This is a genomic window from Solimonas marina, assembly GCF_012241385.1.
GTDB classification, from domain to species: domain Bacteria; phylum Pseudomonadota; class Gammaproteobacteria; order Nevskiales; family Nevskiaceae; genus Solimonas; species Solimonas marina.
The window spans coordinates 1-16,874 of record NZ_JAAVXB010000020.1; the positions used below are offsets into that span (position 1 = coordinate 1).

General features: G+C 66.1%; 19 protein-coding genes. 4 read left to right on the forward strand and 15 right to left on the reverse strand.

Annotated elements, in window-relative coordinates; all coding sequences use genetic code 11:
- From G7Y82_RS20630 to fabR, 13 genes are all read right to left on the reverse strand, one after another.
- Positions 1-297, reverse strand: a 297-nt coding sequence (locus tag G7Y82_RS20630; RefSeq protein ID WP_494546255.1) for an adenine nucleotide alpha hydrolase family protein, incomplete at its 3' end; no start/stop codon positions are given.
- 24 nt (positions 298-321) lie between these two features.
- Positions 322-1,068, reverse strand: a complete 747-nt coding sequence (locus G7Y82_RS20635; protein WP_168150031.1) for an electron transfer flavoprotein subunit beta/FixA family protein — start codon at positions 1,066-1,068, stop codon at positions 322-324.
- Between the two features lie 91 nt (positions 1,069-1,159).
- Positions 1,160-2,815 carry an electron transfer flavoprotein-ubiquinone oxidoreductase gene (locus tag G7Y82_RS20640; protein WP_168150032.1) on the reverse strand — a complete coding sequence of 552 codons (1,656 nt, stop codon included), beginning with the start codon at positions 2,813-2,815 and terminating at the stop codon, positions 1,160-1,162.
- A 193-nt stretch (positions 2,816-3,008) separates the two neighbouring features.
- A complete protein-coding gene (locus G7Y82_RS20645) occupies positions 3,009-3,557 on the reverse strand; it encodes a phosphatidylglycerophosphatase A family protein (protein ID WP_168150033.1) in 549 nt (182 codons plus the stop codon).
- Between the two features lie 10 nt (positions 3,558-3,567).
- Positions 3,568-4,521 carry a thiamine-phosphate kinase gene (thiL, locus tag G7Y82_RS20650; RefSeq protein ID WP_168150034.1) on the reverse strand — a complete coding sequence of 318 codons (954 nt, stop codon included), beginning with the start codon at positions 4,519-4,521 and terminating at the stop codon, positions 3,568-3,570.
- Positions 4,522-4,543: 22 nt separating this feature from the next.
- A complete protein-coding gene (gene nusB, locus G7Y82_RS20655; RefSeq protein WP_168150035.1) occupies positions 4,544-5,002 on the reverse strand; it encodes a transcription antitermination factor NusB in 459 nt (152 codons plus the stop codon).
- The gene (gene ribH, locus G7Y82_RS20660; protein WP_366515709.1) at positions 4,999-5,418 is read right to left on the reverse strand and encodes a 6,7-dimethyl-8-ribityllumazine synthase; all 420 of its coding nucleotides are present in this window, start codon (positions 5,416-5,418) and stop codon (positions 4,999-5,001) included. Before ribH ends, nusB begins: the two co-directional genes overlap by 4 nt.
- 164 nt (positions 5,419-5,582) lie before the next feature.
- Entirely contained in the window at positions 5,583-6,722 is a 1,140-nt protein-coding gene (ribBA, locus tag G7Y82_RS20665; RefSeq protein ID WP_168150037.1) for a bifunctional 3,4-dihydroxy-2-butanone-4-phosphate synthase/GTP cyclohydrolase II, read from the reverse strand.
- 11 nt (positions 6,723-6,733) lie between these two features.
- On the reverse strand, positions 6,734-7,327 hold the full coding sequence (locus G7Y82_RS20670; protein ID WP_168150038.1) for a riboflavin synthase: 594 nt from the start codon (positions 7,325-7,327) through the stop codon (positions 6,734-6,736).
- 5 nt (positions 7,328-7,332) lie between these two features.
- Complete coding sequence (ribD, locus tag G7Y82_RS20675; RefSeq protein WP_168150054.1) at positions 7,333-8,400, reverse strand: bifunctional diaminohydroxyphosphoribosylaminopyrimidine deaminase/5-amino-6-(5-phosphoribosylamino)uracil reductase RibD; 1,068 nt, start codon at positions 8,398-8,400, stop codon at positions 7,333-7,335.
- 43 nt (positions 8,401-8,443) lie between these two features.
- Positions 8,444-8,974, reverse strand: a complete 531-nt coding sequence (gene nrdR / locus G7Y82_RS20680) for a transcriptional regulator NrdR (RefSeq protein ID WP_168150039.1) — start codon at positions 8,972-8,974, stop codon at positions 8,444-8,446.
- Positions 8,975-8,995: 21 nt separating this feature from the next.
- Entirely contained in the window at positions 8,996-10,285 is a 1,290-nt protein-coding gene (glyA, locus tag G7Y82_RS20685) for a serine hydroxymethyltransferase (RefSeq protein ID WP_168150040.1), read from the reverse strand.
- Between the two features lie 126 nt (positions 10,286-10,411).
- The gene (gene fabR / locus G7Y82_RS20690; protein WP_240954468.1) at positions 10,412-11,095 is read right to left on the reverse strand and encodes an HTH-type transcriptional repressor FabR; all 684 of its coding nucleotides are present in this window, start codon (positions 11,093-11,095) and stop codon (positions 10,412-10,414) included.
- Between the two features lie 135 nt (positions 11,096-11,230).
- Between fabR and G7Y82_RS20695 the strand changes: the two genes are divergently transcribed.
- The 3 genes from G7Y82_RS20695 to G7Y82_RS20705 are packed head-to-tail and all read left to right on the forward strand — an operon-like array spanning position 11,231 to position 13,950.
- Positions 11,231-12,310: a ferredoxin reductase gene (locus tag G7Y82_RS20695; protein ID WP_168150041.1), complete on the forward strand. Its 1,080-nt coding sequence runs from the start codon at positions 11,231-11,233 to the stop codon at positions 12,308-12,310.
- A gap of 14 nt (positions 12,311-12,324) precedes the next feature.
- Positions 12,325-13,431 (forward strand): fatty acid desaturase family protein, encoded by a 1,107-nt coding sequence (locus G7Y82_RS20700; RefSeq protein ID WP_240954469.1) that lies wholly within the window; start codon positions 12,325-12,327, stop codon positions 13,429-13,431.
- Positions 13,432-13,443: 12 nt separating this feature from the next.
- Entirely contained in the window at positions 13,444-13,950 is a 507-nt protein-coding gene (locus G7Y82_RS20705) for a hypothetical protein (protein WP_206370949.1), read from the forward strand.
- A gap of 33 nt (positions 13,951-13,983) precedes the next feature.
- On the opposite strand, the gene G7Y82_RS20710 is transcribed toward G7Y82_RS20705, so the two are convergent.
- Positions 13,984-14,721: an SDR family oxidoreductase gene (locus G7Y82_RS20710; protein ID WP_168150042.1), complete on the reverse strand. Its 738-nt coding sequence runs from the start codon at positions 14,719-14,721 to the stop codon at positions 13,984-13,986.
- Between the two features lie 74 nt (positions 14,722-14,795).
- Between G7Y82_RS20710 and G7Y82_RS20715 the strand changes: the two genes are divergently transcribed.
- Entirely contained in the window at positions 14,796-15,749 is a 954-nt protein-coding gene (locus G7Y82_RS20715) for an AraC family transcriptional regulator (protein ID WP_168150043.1), read from the forward strand.
- On the opposite strand, the gene nadA is transcribed toward G7Y82_RS20715, so the two are convergent.
- Positions 15,746-16,843 (reverse strand): quinolinate synthase NadA, encoded by a 1,098-nt coding sequence (gene nadA, locus G7Y82_RS20720; protein ID WP_168150044.1) that lies wholly within the window; start codon positions 16,841-16,843, stop codon positions 15,746-15,748. The two genes, G7Y82_RS20715 and nadA, sit on opposite strands and share 4 nt — an antisense overlap.
- Between the last annotated feature and the right edge of the window lie 31 nt (positions 16,844-16,874).

Here is a 16,874-nt window from a genome sequence, read left to right on the forward strand (position 1 = left end):
CACGTCCTTGCCGAACGCGTTGCCGGCGAACAGCACGTGCGTGTAGTCCTTGGCCAGCTCGGCGATCTGCGGCGCATAGGTCGCCGCCAGCACGTGTTCGTTCTCGGCGCGCTCGAGCTTGAGCACCTTGCTCACGCCGTCGAGCTTGGCGGCGGTCTCGGCCGCCGCGCCGACATCCTTGCCCAGCAGCGCGATGACGATGTCGCCGCCGATGCCGGTGGCCGCCGCAACGACCTTCGATACGCCCAGGTTCAGCTTGCCGTCGGCGAGTTCGCCGATGATCAGAATCTTGCTCATGTTCTTGTCTCTATCCTCGCTGCTTTAGAGCAGGCCCTTGCCCTTCAGGGCACTGACGAGTTCGTCGACGGTCTTCACCATCACGCCCTTGCTGCGCGTCGGCGGCGGCGTGGTCTTGGTGACCTTGAAGCCGGCACCCGGCGTCACGCCGAGATCGCCGAAACTGGTCGCGTCGATCGGCTTTTTCTTCGCCTTCATGATGTCCGGCAGCTTCAGGTAGCGCGGCTCGTTGAGGCGCAGGTCGGTGGTCACCACCGCCGGCAGATCGACTTCGATCGTTTCCAGGCCGGCGTCGACTTCACGCGTGACCTTGGCCTTGTCGCCTTCGATCTCGACCTTCGAGGCGAACGTCGCCTGCGCGATGTCGAGCAGCGCGGCGACCATCTGGCCGGTCTGGTTGGCGTCGTCGTCGATCGCCTGCTTGCCGCAGATGAACAGCTTGGCGTCTTCCTTCTTCAGCACCGCCGCCAGCGCCTTGGCCGCGGTCAGCGGCTGGACTTCGCCTTCTTCCTTGACGTGGATCGCGCGATCCGCGCCGAACGCCAGCGCCGTGCGCAGCGTTTCTTCGTTCTTGGCGCCGCCGATCGTCACCGCGACGATCTCGGTGACCTTGCCTTTCTCCTTCAGGCGCACCGCTTCTTCCATCGCGATTTCGTCGAACGGATTCATCGAGTGCTTGACGCCGTCGGTCACCACACCCGAACCGTCCGACTTCACCTGCACGCGGACGTTGTAGTCCACGACGCGCTTGACGCTCACTAGGGCTTTCATTCGCTCTTTTTCCTGATTACATAGACTCGAAAAACGTGAATTCTGCGGGGCCCGCCGCGCTGTCGCTTACCGCAAGCGGACCAGCTGCGCCTTACATATTGGCGTAGTTCGGACCGCCGCCGCCTTCCGGCGCGACCCAGTTGATGTTCTGCGCCGGATCCTTGATGTCGCAGGTCTTGCAGTGTACGCAGTTCTGCGCATTGATCTGGAAGCGCTTGGCATCGCCGTCGCCGACCACCTCATAGACGCCGGCCGGGCAGTAACGCTGCGCCGGCTCGTCGTACATCGGCAGGTTCTTGGCGATCGGCACCGACGGGTCCTTGAGCTGCAGATGGACCGGCTGGTCTTCCTCGTGGTTGGTGCTCGACAGGAACACCGACGAGAGCTTGTCGAAGCTCAGCTTGCCGTCCGGCTTCGGGTAGTCGATCTTCTGCGAATCGGCTGCCAGCTTCAGCGTCGTGTGGTCGGGGACGCGGTCATGCAGCGTCCACGGCGCCTTGCCACCGAACCAGTTCTGGTCGATATAGTTGAGCCCGGCACCGACCAGGGTGCCGAACTTGTGCATCGCCGGACCGAAGTTGCGCGCGCGGTACAGCTCGTCGTACAGCCAGCTGTCCTTGAACATCGCCGGATAGTTGTCGAGTACGTCGCCGCCTTCGCTGCCGGCCGCGAGCTTCTCGGCGATCGCCTCGGCAGCCAGCATGCCGGACTTCATCGCCGTGTGATTGCCCTTGATCTTGGCGAAGTTGAGCATGCCGGCGTCGTCGCCGACCAGCGCGCCGCCCGGGAACACCAGTTTCGGCAGCGAGTTGATGCCGCCCTTGACGATGGCGCGCGCGCCGTAGGCCAGGCGCTTGCCGCCGTCGAGGTACTGCTTGATGACCGGGTGATGCTTGAAGCGCTGGAACTCGTCGAACGGCGACAGATACGGATTGCTGTACGCCAGATCGACGATCAGGCCGACCAGGATCTGATTGTTCTCGAAGTGATAGAGGAACGAGCCGCCCGGATTTTCGCTGTTGAGCGGCCAACCGGCACCGTGCACGACCAAGCCCGGCACGTGCTTGTCGGCCGGAATTTCCCAGATTTCCTTGACGCCGATCGCGTAGTGCTGCGGATCGGCCTCGCTGGCCAGGTCGTACTGCGCGATCAGGCGCTTGCCCAGATGACCGCGGCAGCCTTCGGCGAACAGGGTGTACTTGGCGCGCAGCTCCATGCCCGGCGTGTAATCGTCCTTGTGCTCGCCCTCGCGATTGATGCCGAGGTCGCCGACGACGATGCCGCGCACCACGTTCTGCTCGTCGACGATCGCTTCCTGCGCGGCGAAGCCCGGATAGATCTCGACGCCCAGCTCTTCGGCCTGCGCGGCCAGCCAGCGGCACAGATTGCCGGCCGAGATGATGTAGTTGCCTTCGTTGTGCATCGTCTTCGGCACGAACAGGTTCGGCGTCTTGACCGCCGCCGTTTCGCTCGTGAAGAAGTAGATGTCGTCACGGACCACCGGCACGTTCAGCGGTGCGCCCTTTGCCTTCCAGTCCGGGAACAGCTCGTCGAGCGCACGCGGCTCGAACACCGCGCCGGACAGGATATGGGCACCGACTTCGGAGCCCTTTTCGACGACGCAGACGTTGATTTCGGTTCCGGCCTCGGCGGCCTTCTGCTTCAGACGGCACGCCGCGGACAGTCCGGCGGGGCCGGCTCCGACGACGACAACGTCGTATTCCATCACATCGCGTTCGACAGTCATGCGCTCTTCATTCCCTGGCAGCCTTAAGGCTGGCTTGGCGGTTCGTGTGGATCAAAGGGTCCGTATTGTATTACGTGACCGTCAATGTCGCAGTGCCGCAACGCCTTGATCGACTGGCACATCCGTCAAATACATCGACGAGTGGACATGACATCGGCGACCGGACGCGCGTGGCGTGCGAGCTCGCAAGCGTTCAGAACGGCAGGGGCCAGTGGCGCAGACCGAACAGCAGCGCAGCGGCGAACAGGCCGGCAATCGCATCATCGACCATGATGCCGAAACCACCGTGCACACGTCGATCGAAGACCCGGATCGGCCACGGCTTGGCGATATCGAAGATGCGAAACAGCACGAACGCCAGCACGATACCGGCGATCCAGCCGCCGATGCCGTCCGGCCGCAGCCAGACCAGCGGCGCCGCGGCAATCAGATAGCCGAGGATCTCGTCGAAGACGATGCCGCCGTAGTCGTGCACGCCCAGCAGGCGCGCGCTGGCACCGCAGATGAAGCAGCCGAACACGAACAGCGCCAAGGTCGCGGCGACGAATGCCGGCCACGGCAACCACAGCAGCAACAGCAGGCAAGGAATGCCGACCAGGGTGCCGAAGGTACCGGGCGCGCGCGGCGCCAGGCCCGCGCCGAAACCGAAGGCCAGCACATGCTCGGGGGTCGACCAGATCAGCGCCGCCGGCGGTCTCGGAAACGGGGCGCCGGTCTTCTGGTGTGTGGTCTTGGCCGTCATGCGTGCGCGTTCAGAAATGCCGATAGGCGTGGCTGGAAACCTCGACGATAGCACCGTGCGCATCGCGCAGGCGCACGCCGGCTTCGGCGACGATGCGGCCGACCGGCGTCAGCGGCAATGGGCCGCAGGCGCGGCGTGCATCGTCCAGTCGCGCCGGCGGCACACAGACGCAGAGCTCGTAATCATCGCCGCCCGTGAGCTGCAGACCCGCTCGCTGCGCGGCCGGCGCCCGCCGCCGGAACGCCTCCGACATCGGCAGCGCCGACAGATCGAGTTCGGCGCCGGCACCGCTCGCCGAGCAAATATGACCGAGATCACCGAGCAGGCCATCGGACACGTCGATCGCGGCGCGCGCCAGACCGCGCAGGGCCAGCCCCGCGGCATGGCGCGGCGTCGGCCGATCGAGACGCGCGCGCAGCCAGTGCTCGGCGTCGTCGGCCGGTACGCGGCCGGCCTGCCACTGCTGCAGCGCCAGCGCCGCGTCGCCCAGCGTGCCGGTGACGCAGACCAGATCGCCGATGCCGGCGCCAGCGCGCAGCAAAGCCCCACCGGGCGGCAGGGCACCGATCGCGGTGATCGTGATCGACAGCGGCCCGCGCGTGGTATCACCACCGATCAACGCCGCCCCGCTCGGCTCGGCGCAGGCGCGCAGGCCCTGCGCGAAGGCCGCCAGCCAGGCGTCGTCGGCCTGCGGCAAGGTCAGGGCCAGGGTGAACGCCAGCGGTCGCGCACCCATCGCCGCCAGATCGGACAGATTGACGGCCAGCGCCTTCCAGCCGATGTCGGCCGGCGCGGTTTGGTCCGGAAAATGCCGTCCGGCAATCAGCGTGTCGCTGGTCACCGCCAGTTGCTCGCCGGGCGGCGGCTGCAGCAAGGCGCAGTCGTCGCCAACGCCGAGCACCACCTCGCGCGGCGCGCCGGTCAAGGCCGCGAAATGCCGCCGGATCAGCGCGAACTCGTCCATGCCGGCAGACGCCGCGACGGCGTTACAGTCCGGCGCGCATCTCGTCGGCGCGCATCGCATGCGCCAGGCGATCGAGCACGCCGTTGACGAACTTGTAGCCGTCCTCGGCGCCGAACATCTTGGCCAGATTGACCGACTCGTTGACCGCCACCTTCCACGGCACGTCGCGGCGATGTTCGAGTTCATAGGCGCCAAGCAGCAGGATCGCGTGCTCGACCGGATCGAGCTGCGCCAGCGGCCGGTCCAGATGCGGTGCGATGGCCATCGTCAGCTCCGGCGCGTGCGCGACGATGCCGCCGAGCAGCTCTTCGAAATACGCCGGATCGGCACGGCCGATACCGTCGTCCTGTTCGCGGAACTGCTTCATCAGGGATTCCGGCGTGCCCTCGTTGATCAGCCACTGGTAGACGGCCTGCACGGTCACGCGGCGTGCCAGGCCGCGACGGCTCTGCGGGGCGCCTTGGGCGTTCGGTTCGCTCATTGCAGCTCCTTGCGCAGACGCAGCATTTCCAGCATCGCGGCGGCGGCCTCGTAGCCCTTGTTGGTGACGCCCGGACCGGCGCGCTCGACCGCCTGCGCCACGGTGTTGACGGTCAGCACGCCGAAGCCAACCGGCTTGCCGGTCGCCAACTGCACGTCGATCAGGCCGCGCGCGCATTCGCCGGCGACGAAGTCGAAGTGCGGCGTATCGCCGCGAATCACCGCGCCGAGCGCAACGACGCCGTCGTAACCGGATTCGAGCAGCAGCTTGGCCGCCAGCGGCACCTCGTACGAGCCCGGTGCGCGGTGGAAATGAATACGCTTGTCGTGCACGCCCCAATCGAGCAGGCAGGCACGCGCACCAGCCACCAGTGCATCGACGATCTCGACGTTCCAGCGGGTCGCGACGATCGCGATCCTGGCCTTGGCGAACTCGCGCGGCTTCGGCGCATCGGGCGCCGCATAGCCGGTCTTGGCGTCGGCCGGGGCCGACGCCGGCTTCGCTGCCGCGCGCTTCGCGGGCTTTGTGGCCTGGGCCTTTTTCGTTGCCACTTTCTTCACGTTCCTGGGGGTCTGACTCATCAATCGCATGCCACGTATTCGACGACTTCGAGACCGAAGCCGGAGATGCCCTGCATGCGCTTCGGCGCGGACAATACCCGCATCTTGCGCACGCCCAGGTCGGAAAGAATCTGCGCGCCGATGCCATAAGTGCGCAGCAGCGGGCGCGTGTCGTGCGTGCCGCTGGCATCCATGTTCAAGGACACGATCTGCTGCACGAATTCGCGCGCCGACTCCGGCTTGCGCAGCAGCACCACTACGCCACTGCCCTCGTCGGCGATGCGCTTGAGCGCGCGGCGCAGCGGCCAGGCGAAGTCGTCGTGCTGGACACCGAGCACGTCCTGCAAGGTGTTGCGCAAATGCACGCGCACCAGGCTCGGCGTCGCGGCGTCGATCGCGCCCTTGACCATCGCCAGATGCACGGTGTTGTCGATCGTGTCCTGGTAGGTCACGAGGCGGAAGTCACCGAAATCCTCGGTCGCCACATGCGTTTCGGCGACGCGCTCGACCGTGTGCTCGTTGTCGAGCCGGTAACGGATCAGGTCGGCGATGGTGCCGAGCTTGATGCCGTGCTCGCGCGCGAATTTTTCGAGGTCCGGACGGCGCGCCATGGTGCCGTCTTCGTTCAACACTTCGACGATCACCGCCGCCGGCTCCAGGCCCGCAAGCCGTGCCAGATCGCAACCGGCTTCGGTGTGGCCGGCACGCGTCAACACGCCACCGGGCTGCGCCATCAACGGAAAGATGTGCCCCGGCTGGACCACGTCCTCGGGACGCGCGTCCTTTTTCACCGCCGCCTGCACGGTGCGTGCGCGGTCGTGCGCGGAAATGCCGGTGGTCACGCCCTCAGCCGCTTCGATCGACACCGTGAACGCGGTTTTGTGATTCTCTTCGTTGCGCGACACCATCTGCGGCAGACGCAGCTGGCGGCAGCGCTCCTGCGTCAGCGTCAGGCAAATCAGGCCGCGGCCGAAACGCGCCATGAAGTTGATGTCCTCGGGGCGGATCAACTCGGCCGCCATCAGGATGTCGCCTTCGTTCTCGCGATTCTCGTCATCCATCAGGATGACCATCTTGCCGGCCTTGAAGTCGGCAATGATGTCTTCGATCGGATCGAGCTTGGACGAGCGCACCTCGTCGATATTCACCAGCTTGTTCATACGATCACCTCTTACGCACGGGCTTCGAGCAGCCGCTCCAGATAACGGGCGATCAGGTCGACCTCAAGATTGACCGCCTGCCCCACCTGCAACCCGCCCAACGATGTGTGCGTGAGCGTGTGAGGAATGATGTTAACGCCAAACCGGTCGGCCTCGACGTCATTGACCGTCAGGCTGACGCCGTCGATGCAGATCGAGCCCTTGCGCGCCACGTAGCGCGCCAGCGCCGCCGGCACTTCGAAGCGCATGCGCGTCGAACGCGCATCCTCGAACCGCTCGACCAGCGTGCCGACGCCATCGACATGGCCGGACACCATGTGGCCACCGAGCGGCTTGGACGGCGTCAGCGCACGTTCGAGGTTGACTGCGGCGCCAGTCTGCCAGCGGCCGGCGGTCGTCAGGTTCAGGGTCTCTGCCGACAGGTCGGCGGCGAAGCAGTCGCCGTCCAGGGTGATCGCGGTCAGGCACACGCCATTGACGGCGATGCTGTCGCCGAGCTGCGCACCAACCAACAGGCCGGGCGCCTCGAAGACCATGCGCGTATCGCCGCCGACCGCTTCGATGGTGACGATGCGGCCCAGCGTTTCGATGATGCCGGTAAACATAGGACTCACTCCGCAGTGCGGCGCTGCGGCCGCAGGCTCAGGCGCAGATCGGGTCCGACCTGACGCACATCGGTGTAGTGCAGCGCAATGCGCTGCGCCAGTTGATCGAGGCCCGGCAGGCGCGCAAACGGCCGCGCGGCATCTCCGAGCAGCGACGGCGCCAGATACGCGACGATTTCGTCGACCGCATCGGCGAGCAGAAACGCACCGGCCAGCTCGGCGCCGCATTCGAGCAAGACCTCATTGACGCCCTGCGCGGCCAGCGCCGCCAGGGCCGCATCGAGCGCCAGGCGACCATCGGCGCCGCGCGGCAGTTCGACGATCTCGACGCCGTCCGGGCACCGTGAGGGCACATCGCCGACCAGCCAGTAGCGCCGCGCATCGCCCTGCCAGACGCGCGCCGTCGGCGGCACGCGCGCGTTCGTATCGAGAACGATGCGATCGGGCTGGCGCACCGACATCGGCAGATCGCGCACCGACAACTGCGGATCGTCGGCCAGCACCGTCGCGCTGCCGGTCATCACCGCGCCACAGGCCGCGCGCAGACGATGGACGTCGGCACGCGCCTCGGCGCTGGTGATCCACTGGCTTTCGCCGCTGGCCATCGCCGTACGGCCATCGAGGCTGGCCGCCAGCTTCAGCGTCAGCCACGGCCGGCCGCGCGTCATGCGCGACACGAAGCCGCGGTTGAGCGCCTGTGCGGCCGCTTCCATCAAGCCGGTTTCGACCGCGACGCCGGCAGCCCGCAATGTCTCGATACCGCGGCCCGCGACCTGCGGATTCGGATCGCGCATGGCGACCACAACCTTGGCGACGCCGGCGGCGATCAGCGCATCGGCGCACGGCGGCGTACGGCCATGATGCGAGCACGGTTCGAGTGTCACGTAGACCTCGGCGCCGCGCGCGCGCGCGCCAGCGTCGCGCAGTGCATGGACTTCGGCATGCGGCTCGCCGGCACGCAGGTGCGCGCCCTCGCCGACCACCTCGCCACCGGCGACGATCACGCAGCCGACTCGCGGATTCGGATGCGTCGTATAGCGACCACGCTCGGCGAGCTGCAGGGCTCGCGCCATGTGCCGCGCGGCGTCGATCGGCGTCGTCACGGGCGCAACCGGCTCAGGCGTTCTTGCCGCGACGTCGCGTCGTCGATTCGGCTTCGAGCAGCGGCAACTGCGATTTGCGTTCCTCGGCCGATGGCTGCGACTGCAGGCGTTCGATTTCCTCGCGGAACGCGTTGACGTCCTCGAAGGCGCGATAGATCGACGCGAAGCGCACGTAGGCAACGTGATCGAGGTCGCGCAGTTCCTCCATCACCCACTCGCCGAGCTGCCGCGACGGCACCTCGCGCTCGCCCGAGTTGCGCAGCTTGCGCATCACGCGGTCGACCGCGTGATCGACCATCTCCGGCGACACTGGACGCTTGTAGATCGCGTGACCGATGCCGTCGCGCAGCTTCTCCTCGCGAAACGGCTCCGGGTCGCCGCTGCGCTTGAGGATGTTCGGCATCGCCAGCTGCGCGCGCTCGAAGGTCGTGTAGCGACCGCCGCATTTCTCGCATTCGCGGCGGCGGCGAACCTGCGTGCCGTCCTCGGCCAGACGCGAGTCGACGACGCGCGTATCGGGAGCCTTGCAGAACGGGCACTGCACGTCGTTCGACCTGGACGGCGATCAGGCGGCGGCGCGCGCCGGCGTGCCGTAAACCGGGAAGCGTGCGCACAGCGCCGCCACTTCACCGCGCACGCGAGTGATGGTCGCCTCGACGTCGGCGCCGGCGCTCATCGCGTCGACGATGTCAGCGATCCAGCCGGCGACCTGCGCCATTTCCGCTTCCTTGAAGCCGCGCGTGGTCGATGCCGGCGAGCCGAGACGCAGGCCCGAGGTCACGAACGGCGACTTCGGATCGTTCGGCACCGAATTCTTGTTGACGGTGATGTGCGCCTGGCCGAGCGCTGCCTCGGCTTCCTTGCCCGTCACGTTCTTGGCGATCAGGTCGAGCAGGAACAGGTGATTGTCGGTGCCGCCGGAAACGACCTTGTAGCCGCGCTCGAGCAGAACCTTGGCCATGGCCCGTGCATTGGCGACAACCTGCTGCTGGTAGACCTTGAAGCTCGGGTCCAGCGCTTCCTTGAACGCCACCGCCTTGCCGGCGATCACGTGCATCAGCGGACCGCCCTGAATGCCCGGGAACACCGCCGACTGGAACTTCTTGTTGAAGTCCTCGGACTGACCCTTGGTCAGGATGATGCCGCCGCGCGGCCCGCGCAGGGTCTTGTGCGTGGTGCTGGTGACGACGTGCGCGTACGGCAGCGGGCTCGGGTATTCGCCGGCGGCGACCAAGCCGGCGACGTGCGCCATGTCCACCCAGAAGTACGCGCCGACCTTGTCGGCGATCTCGCGCATGCGCTTCCAGTCCTTGACGCGCGAATACGCCGAGAACCCGCCGATCAGCAGCTTCGGCTTGGTTTCGAGCGCGATGCGCTCCATCTCGTCGTAGTTGATCAGGCCGGTGTCGGTGTCGAGACCGTAGGGCACGATCTTGTACTGCTTGCCCGAGAAGTTGGCCGGGTTGCCGTGCGTCAGATGGCCACCCTGTGCGAGGTTCATGCCCATCACCGTGTCGCCCGGCGAGACCAGCGCGAGGAAGATCGCGGCATTGGCCTGCGCGCCGGAATGCGGCTGCACATTGGCGTAGTCGGCGCCGAACAGCTGCTTGACGCGGTCGATCGCCAGCTGCTCGGCGATGTCGACGAATTCGCAGCCGCCGTAATAGCGCTTGCCCGGATACCCCTCGGCGTACTTGTTGGTCAGCACGCTGCCCTGGGCTTCCATCACCGCCGGGCTCGCGTAGTTCTCGGACGCGATCAGCTCGATGTGCGCCTCCTGGCGGCCGGCCTCCTGCTGCATGGCGGCATGGAGTTCCGGATCGAAGTCGGCAAGACGCGGAGCGCGTTCGAACATGAGCGGGGGTCCCTGGAAGGCGGTGGGTGAAATGAAGGGGGCATATTCTACCCGAGCCCCAAGCGCTTGGGGGTTCACCCCCAGCGACGCGCTAGCACTGGTGGGCGGCGCCCGCCGCGGCTACGCTCAGACCGCCCCGCCGCCGTCCGCCCGCCACTGCGCGGCGCCGAGAAAGATCAGCCGAATCTGCGCAACGAACGACGCCTCCATCTCGCGCGCCAGCTGCGGTTGGTCGGGCGGCAAATCGAGAATGTCGCTGGCGGCGTTGAGCATGGTGTTGACGACCAGCGTGCAGATCATTTCCAGCGCACTGCTCGGCAGATCGGCGCGGTAGCCGAGCATGCGCAGGTCCTGCGCCATTTCACGCACGAAATGCTCGACCTCGGTACGGATCGCCTGACGCATGGTCGGCGAACCGCCGTGACGCTCGCTGGCCGCGGTGCGGAAGTGACGGGGATGCGCACGCACGTACTGCCAGTAGATCGCCACCGAATGACGAATGATGTCGGTGGTGGGCACGCCGGCCTTGCGCACCTCGCGCAACAGGCGCCGCAAGGTCAGGCCACATTCCTCGACCAGCGCCAGCCCCAGCTCGTCCATATCGCGGAAATGACGATAGAACGCCGTCGGCACCACACCGGCCTCCCGCGTTACCTCGCGCAGGCTCAAGCCCGGAAAGCTGTTGCCGGCGCTCATCAGCGTCAGCGCGGCATCGAGCAGGCGTTCACGCGTGAGCTGCTTGCGCGCACCGCGCGCACCACCCGGCAGATCGCCGGCTGTCGCCGCCCTCAGCGTTTTCTTCATGCTCATGTACACACTATAACAGCAATCAAGACAGTGACTTGATGAATTAATAATACCATTCATCACTGTTTCAGTGAACAAGTGTTGACAAACGATGTTGCACTGCACACGATATGTGCACACCCGTTCACTGAGTTCGACATGACAACGGCACTTCCGATCCGTCTCCGCGACCGCGCCCTGCGCAGCGCCTGGCTGCATCCGTTCAACGATGCCGACGCGATCAACGATCTGCTCGGCAGTCTCAACCCGCGCTGGTCGCTGACCGAGGTCCGCGCCGAACTCGTGGCGCGCGAGCCGCAGACCGCCGACACCGTGCGTCTGGTGCTGCGCCCCAACCGCCTGTGGACCGGCTTTGTTGCCGGCCAGCACGTGACGATCACCGTCGAGATCGACGGCGTCCGCCATCAGCGCGTCTACAGCCTGTCGTCGGATCCGGCCGATCGCCGGCTGCTGTCGATCACCGTCAAGCGCCAGCCGCAGGGCCGCGTGTCGAACTGGCTGCACGACCATCTGCACTGCGGCGATGTCGTCACGCTGAGCCCGGCACAGGGCGATTTCGTCCTGCCGCAGAACCACGGACCGGTGCTCTTGCTCAGCGCCGGCAGCGGCATCACCCCAATGCGCGCCCTGCTTTACGCGCTGCGCGCCCGCGGCGCCGGCGATGTCGTGCTGTTGCACGTCTGCCGCGACGCCGACGATCAGATTTTCGCCAGCGAACTGGCCGCGCTGGCCAGCGGCTGGCCGGGCCTGCGCTTCGTCGCCTGGCATACCGCCGACCGCGGCCGCCCCGCCCTCGCCGAGCTGCTGGCGACGGTGCCGGACCACATCGAACGCGACACCTGGCTTTGTGGCCCGGCAGCGTTCATGGCCGACGTCGAAGCACACTGGCAGGCATCCGGTGCCACGGAGCGGCTGCGCCTCGAACGCTTCGGCCTGGCACCGACCGTCATCGGCAGCGGCGACGCCGCCGAGGTGCGCTGCTCGCGCAGTGAACGCCTGTTCGCCGCCGAATCCGGCGAAGCCTTGTTGCCGGCCGCCGAACGCGCCGGCCTCAAGCCCGCCTACGGCTGCCGCATCGGTGTCTGCCGCACCTGTTTGTGCAAGAAGCGCAGCGGCACGGTGCAAAACCTGGTGACCGGCGAGCGCTCGAGCGAGCCGAACGAATGGATACGCCTGTGCGTCAGCAGCGCACAGAGCGAAATCGAGCTGGACCTCTGACGGAGACCACGATCATGAGCAAGACCTCAAGCAAGACGATGACCCGACCGCAGCTGAGCCGCAGCGACATCGCTTCCCTGCAGGCCGACCTCGACGCGGTGCGCGACGAGGTGATGCAGTCGCTCGGTGCCAGCGACGTCGCCCATATCCGCCGCATGATCCGCCGCGCGCGCGGCAGCGCCATCGCCGGCCGTGCGATGATCGGCCTCGGCTTCGACCCGCTGACCTTCCTGGTCGGCGTGGCGGCGTTGGCGCACGCCAAGATCGTCGAGAACATGGAAGTCGGCCACAACGTCATGCATGGCCAGTACGACTGGACCAACGACCCGGCGCTGAACTCGCAGACCTACGAGTGGGACAACGTCTGCGACGCCGGCATGTGGCGTCACTTCCACAACTACGAGCATCACACCTACACCAACATCCTCGGCAAGGACCGCGACTTCGGCTACACGATCCTGCGCATGTCCGACGAGCAGAAATGGCATCCGTTCTTTCTGTTTCAACCGATCTGGAACGGCATTCTCGCGGCCGCTTTCCAATGGGGTGTCGGCGGCCACGACATCGGCGCCGAGCGCCTGCTCAACGGGCAGATGAGCTGGAAGGAATTCAAGCAGCGCTCCAAACCCTTCCATCGCAAGATCCGCCGCCAGCTGATGAAGGACTACGTGCTGTTCCCGCTGCTGACGTTCTGGAACGCGCCGCGCGTGCTCGCCGCCAACTTCCTGGCCAACCTGATTCGCAACCTGTGGTCCTACGCGATCATCTTCTGCGGCCATTTCCCGGAAGGCACCGCGGTGTTCAGCGAAGCCGAAACCCAGGACGAAACACGCGGCGACTGGTATTTCCGGCAGATCTGCGGCTCGGCCAACATCGAGGGCGGACGCGCGTTCCATATCCTCAGCGGCCACCTCAGCCACCAGATCGAACACCATTTGTTTCCGGACATGCCGGCGCATCGCTACGCCGAGATCGCGCCCAAGGTGCAGGCGATCTGCGCCAAGTACGGCATCGCCTACAACACCGCGAGCTTCTGGCGGCAATACGGCACGGTGCTGGGCAAGGTGTTCCGTCATGCGTTACCGTCACGGCGTGCCAACCCGGCGCTCTCACAAGCCTGACGTTCCGCCACCATGAAATCCCTGCAGCGACTCGAACTGTTCAAGGATATCGTCCAGCAGGCCATCGACCGGGGCACGACCTCGGTCGAGGCGATCCACCAGCACATCGCCGGCCTGCCGTTCGACATGCTCGAAAAATCAGGGCTGCTCGATGACGACAAGCTGCGCCTCAAGGCCAAGCAGCAGCGCACGATCGGCGCGATCTACGAGACCATCCGCCGCGTCAACCAGCAGGTCGGCGAACTGATCTCCGATCAGTTCGAGCTGCTCGAAGACAGCGAGCACATCCGTCGCGTAATGGATGCCCAGGACGGTGCCGACGACGAGGACGGCGACGCGATCTTCGAGCCGGCGCCCGCCCCGGCCGCGGCGCCGGCGAAGAAAAAGGCAGCCAAGAAAGCCGCCGTCAAAAAAGCAGCGAAAAAGGCTACCGCGAAGAAGGCGACAAGCTCCAGGAAAAAAGCGGCGGGCAGCCCGGGGGCACGCCGCAAAAAGACAGCAGGCAAGACCGAGGCTTAGCCTGATCCGGACGCTCGGGAGCTACGACGCCCGTCAATCCTGAGCAGTCGGGCGCACCACGATGCTGCCGACCTCGACATCATCGGGTTGGTCGATGGCGAAAGCGACCGCCCGCGCGATGGCGTCCGGCGAAATCGCGATCGCTTGCTTGCGCTTCAGCAGCGAAGCTTTCAGCTCCGGATCGGCGATGCTGTCGTCGCCGAAGGTGGTCCCGATGAACCCCGGAGAGACTTCCGTGACTCGCAGTCCAGCGCCCGACTCCTGGCGCAAGGCTTCGGTCGCGGTTCGCAAGGCGTTCTTGGTTGCGGCATAAACGCCCATGGTCGGCAAGATCTTGATGCCGGCCGTCGAAATCACGTTGACGATGTGACCGCTGCGCTGGCGGCCGAACACCGGTAGCGCGGCCGCGATTCCGTAGAGCGCGCCACGCAGATTGACATCGATCATGGCGTCCCACTGATCGACCTGCAGCGCGTCGAAGCGGCCCAGCGGCCCGATGCCGGCGTTGTTGACGAAGACATCGAGTCGCCCGAAACGCTCGCAGGCCAGCGCGACCAGAGCGTCCAGATCTGCACGAACGGTGACGTCGACCGCTCGATAGACGGCCTGGCCACCACCCGCGTCGATCTGTTCGGCAACCGCTGCAAGCTCCGCTTCGCTGCGCGCCGCCAGCACCAGCTGCGCGCCACGTTCGGCGAGATGCAGGGCGCAGGCCCGCCCGATGCCACGCCCCGCGCCGGTGATGGCAACAACCTTGTTTTCGAGGGCCACGACAAAGACTCCGTGCTTTCGAGTGGACTGCCAGCCTATTCATTCAGGCCTGGACTATCTATGCTTGAATCGCCATGTCTTTATCGCAATCCGCCGAAAATGGGCTCGATCCCGTACTCGATCCCGTATCGGACGTCCTCGCTGCGCTGGGTGCGCGAAGTGTTCGCGCGACAGGCCTGGAGGCGTCCGGCCCCTGGGCGCTCGCGTTCGATGGCCGAGCCCGACTGAAATTCGTGGCCGTGCTTCGCGGCCGTTGCTGGCTGCTGCTTCCGGGACAGGCGCCAGAGGCTCTCGTCGAGGGCGACGTCGTGCTCATCAATGACACGCGCTATACGGTCGCCAGCGATCCGGCGATCGAAGCCATGGACGGCATGCCGCTTTATGCCGGGCCCGGTCAGGACATGGTGCGCCTCGGCGCTGGCGACGAGGTGGCCCTGATGGGCGGCGGCAGCGCATTTGCCGACGGCAGCGCCGCCTTCGTGCTTGATGCACTGCCGATGTTTCTGCGCGTCGACGCCGTCGAGACGGTCGCATGGGCCCTGCGCGCCTTGCGTGGGGAAGTAAGCAATACAGCAATCGGCAGCTCACTGATCGTCGAGCGACTAGCGGAAATTCTCGTCGTCGCGGCCGTCCGTGCTTTCGTGGCGTCGCGACCGGCAACGCGCATCGGCTGGATCTCGGCGCTGGCAGACGCCCGCATCGGCAAGGCCCTCAAGCTCATGCACAGCGACGTCGCACGTCGCTGGACCGTGCCGCTGCTGGCGACTGAGATCGGCATGTCGCGCTCGGCCTTCGCGCAACGTTTCAGCGCCCGCGTCGGTTACCCGCCACTCGAGTATCTGACGCGCTGGCGCATGGCACTGGCGCAGCGCAAGCTCAGCGAGGGCCAGACCGTCATGGCCGTCGCCTCCGCGATCGGCTACGACTCACAAAGCGCTTTTTCCCAGGCATTCAAACGCACGCTTGGGCACACGCCTCGCGCCGGCGGCCTACGGCCACCCGTCAAGACTCGACCGCGAAGCCTTTAGTCGACCACTTCCAGCATCAAGTCCAGCGCCGCGCGCGCCGGTGCGGCGACCGTCTCCGGCACCTGGATGCGGTTGACGGTGTTGCCGGCGACGATGTTGTCGAGCGTCCACGCCAGATGCTGCGGGTCGGTGCGGAACATGGTCGAGCACATGCACACCGTCGGCGACATGAACTCGACCGTCACGCCCTTGTCCTTCATTTCGTCGGCGAGGCGGTTGACGAGGTTCAGTTCGGTGCCGACCAGCCAGTGCTCGCCCGGCTGCGACGCGCGCACGGTGCGCAGGATGTATTCGGTCGAGCCGACTTCGTCGCTGTTCTCGCAGACCGCCAGCGCGTTCTCGGGATGGCTGATGACCTTGCCGCTCGGCACGCGCTTGCGGAAGTTCTCGATGTGCGTCGGCTGAAACATCTGATGCACCGAGCAGAAGCCGCGCCAGAGAATCATCTTGGCCGCGCGGATCTGCTCGGGCGTGTTGCCGCCCAGCGGCTTGGTGAAGTCCCAGACCACCATTTCGTCGAGGCCGATGCCCATGGTCTTGGCGGTGTTGCGGCCCAGATGCTGGTCCGGGAAGAACAGCACCTTCTCGCGGCGCGCAAACGACCATTCCAGCACCGCGCGCGCATTGCTCGACGTGCAGACGATGCCGCCGTGCTCGCCACAGAAACCCTTCAGGTCGGCCGCGGAATTGATGTAGGTGACCGGCGTGACCGTCTCGTCCGGGTTCAGCACCTCGGACAGCTCGGCCCAGCACTTGCGGACCTTGACCAGATTCGCCATGTCGGCCATCGAGCAGCCAGCCGCGAGGTCCGGCAGGATCACCGTGCGCTTGCCGAAGGTCAGGATGTCGGCGACTTCGGCCATGAAGTGCACACCGCAGAACACGATGAAATCGGCCTGCGTCTTCGCCGCCAGCTGCGAGAGCTTCAGCGAGTCGCCGGTGAAATCGGCGTGCTTGAAGACTTCATTGCGCTGGTAGTGGTGGCCGAGGATACAGAGACGATCGCCGAGGATGTTCTTGGCGGCGATGATGCGCGCGTCGCACTCGCCGTCGTCGAGCAGGTTGAATTCGTCGAGCTTCAGTGCTGCAGCCATCGTTCACCTCCGGGCGTCTTGCCCAGGACCA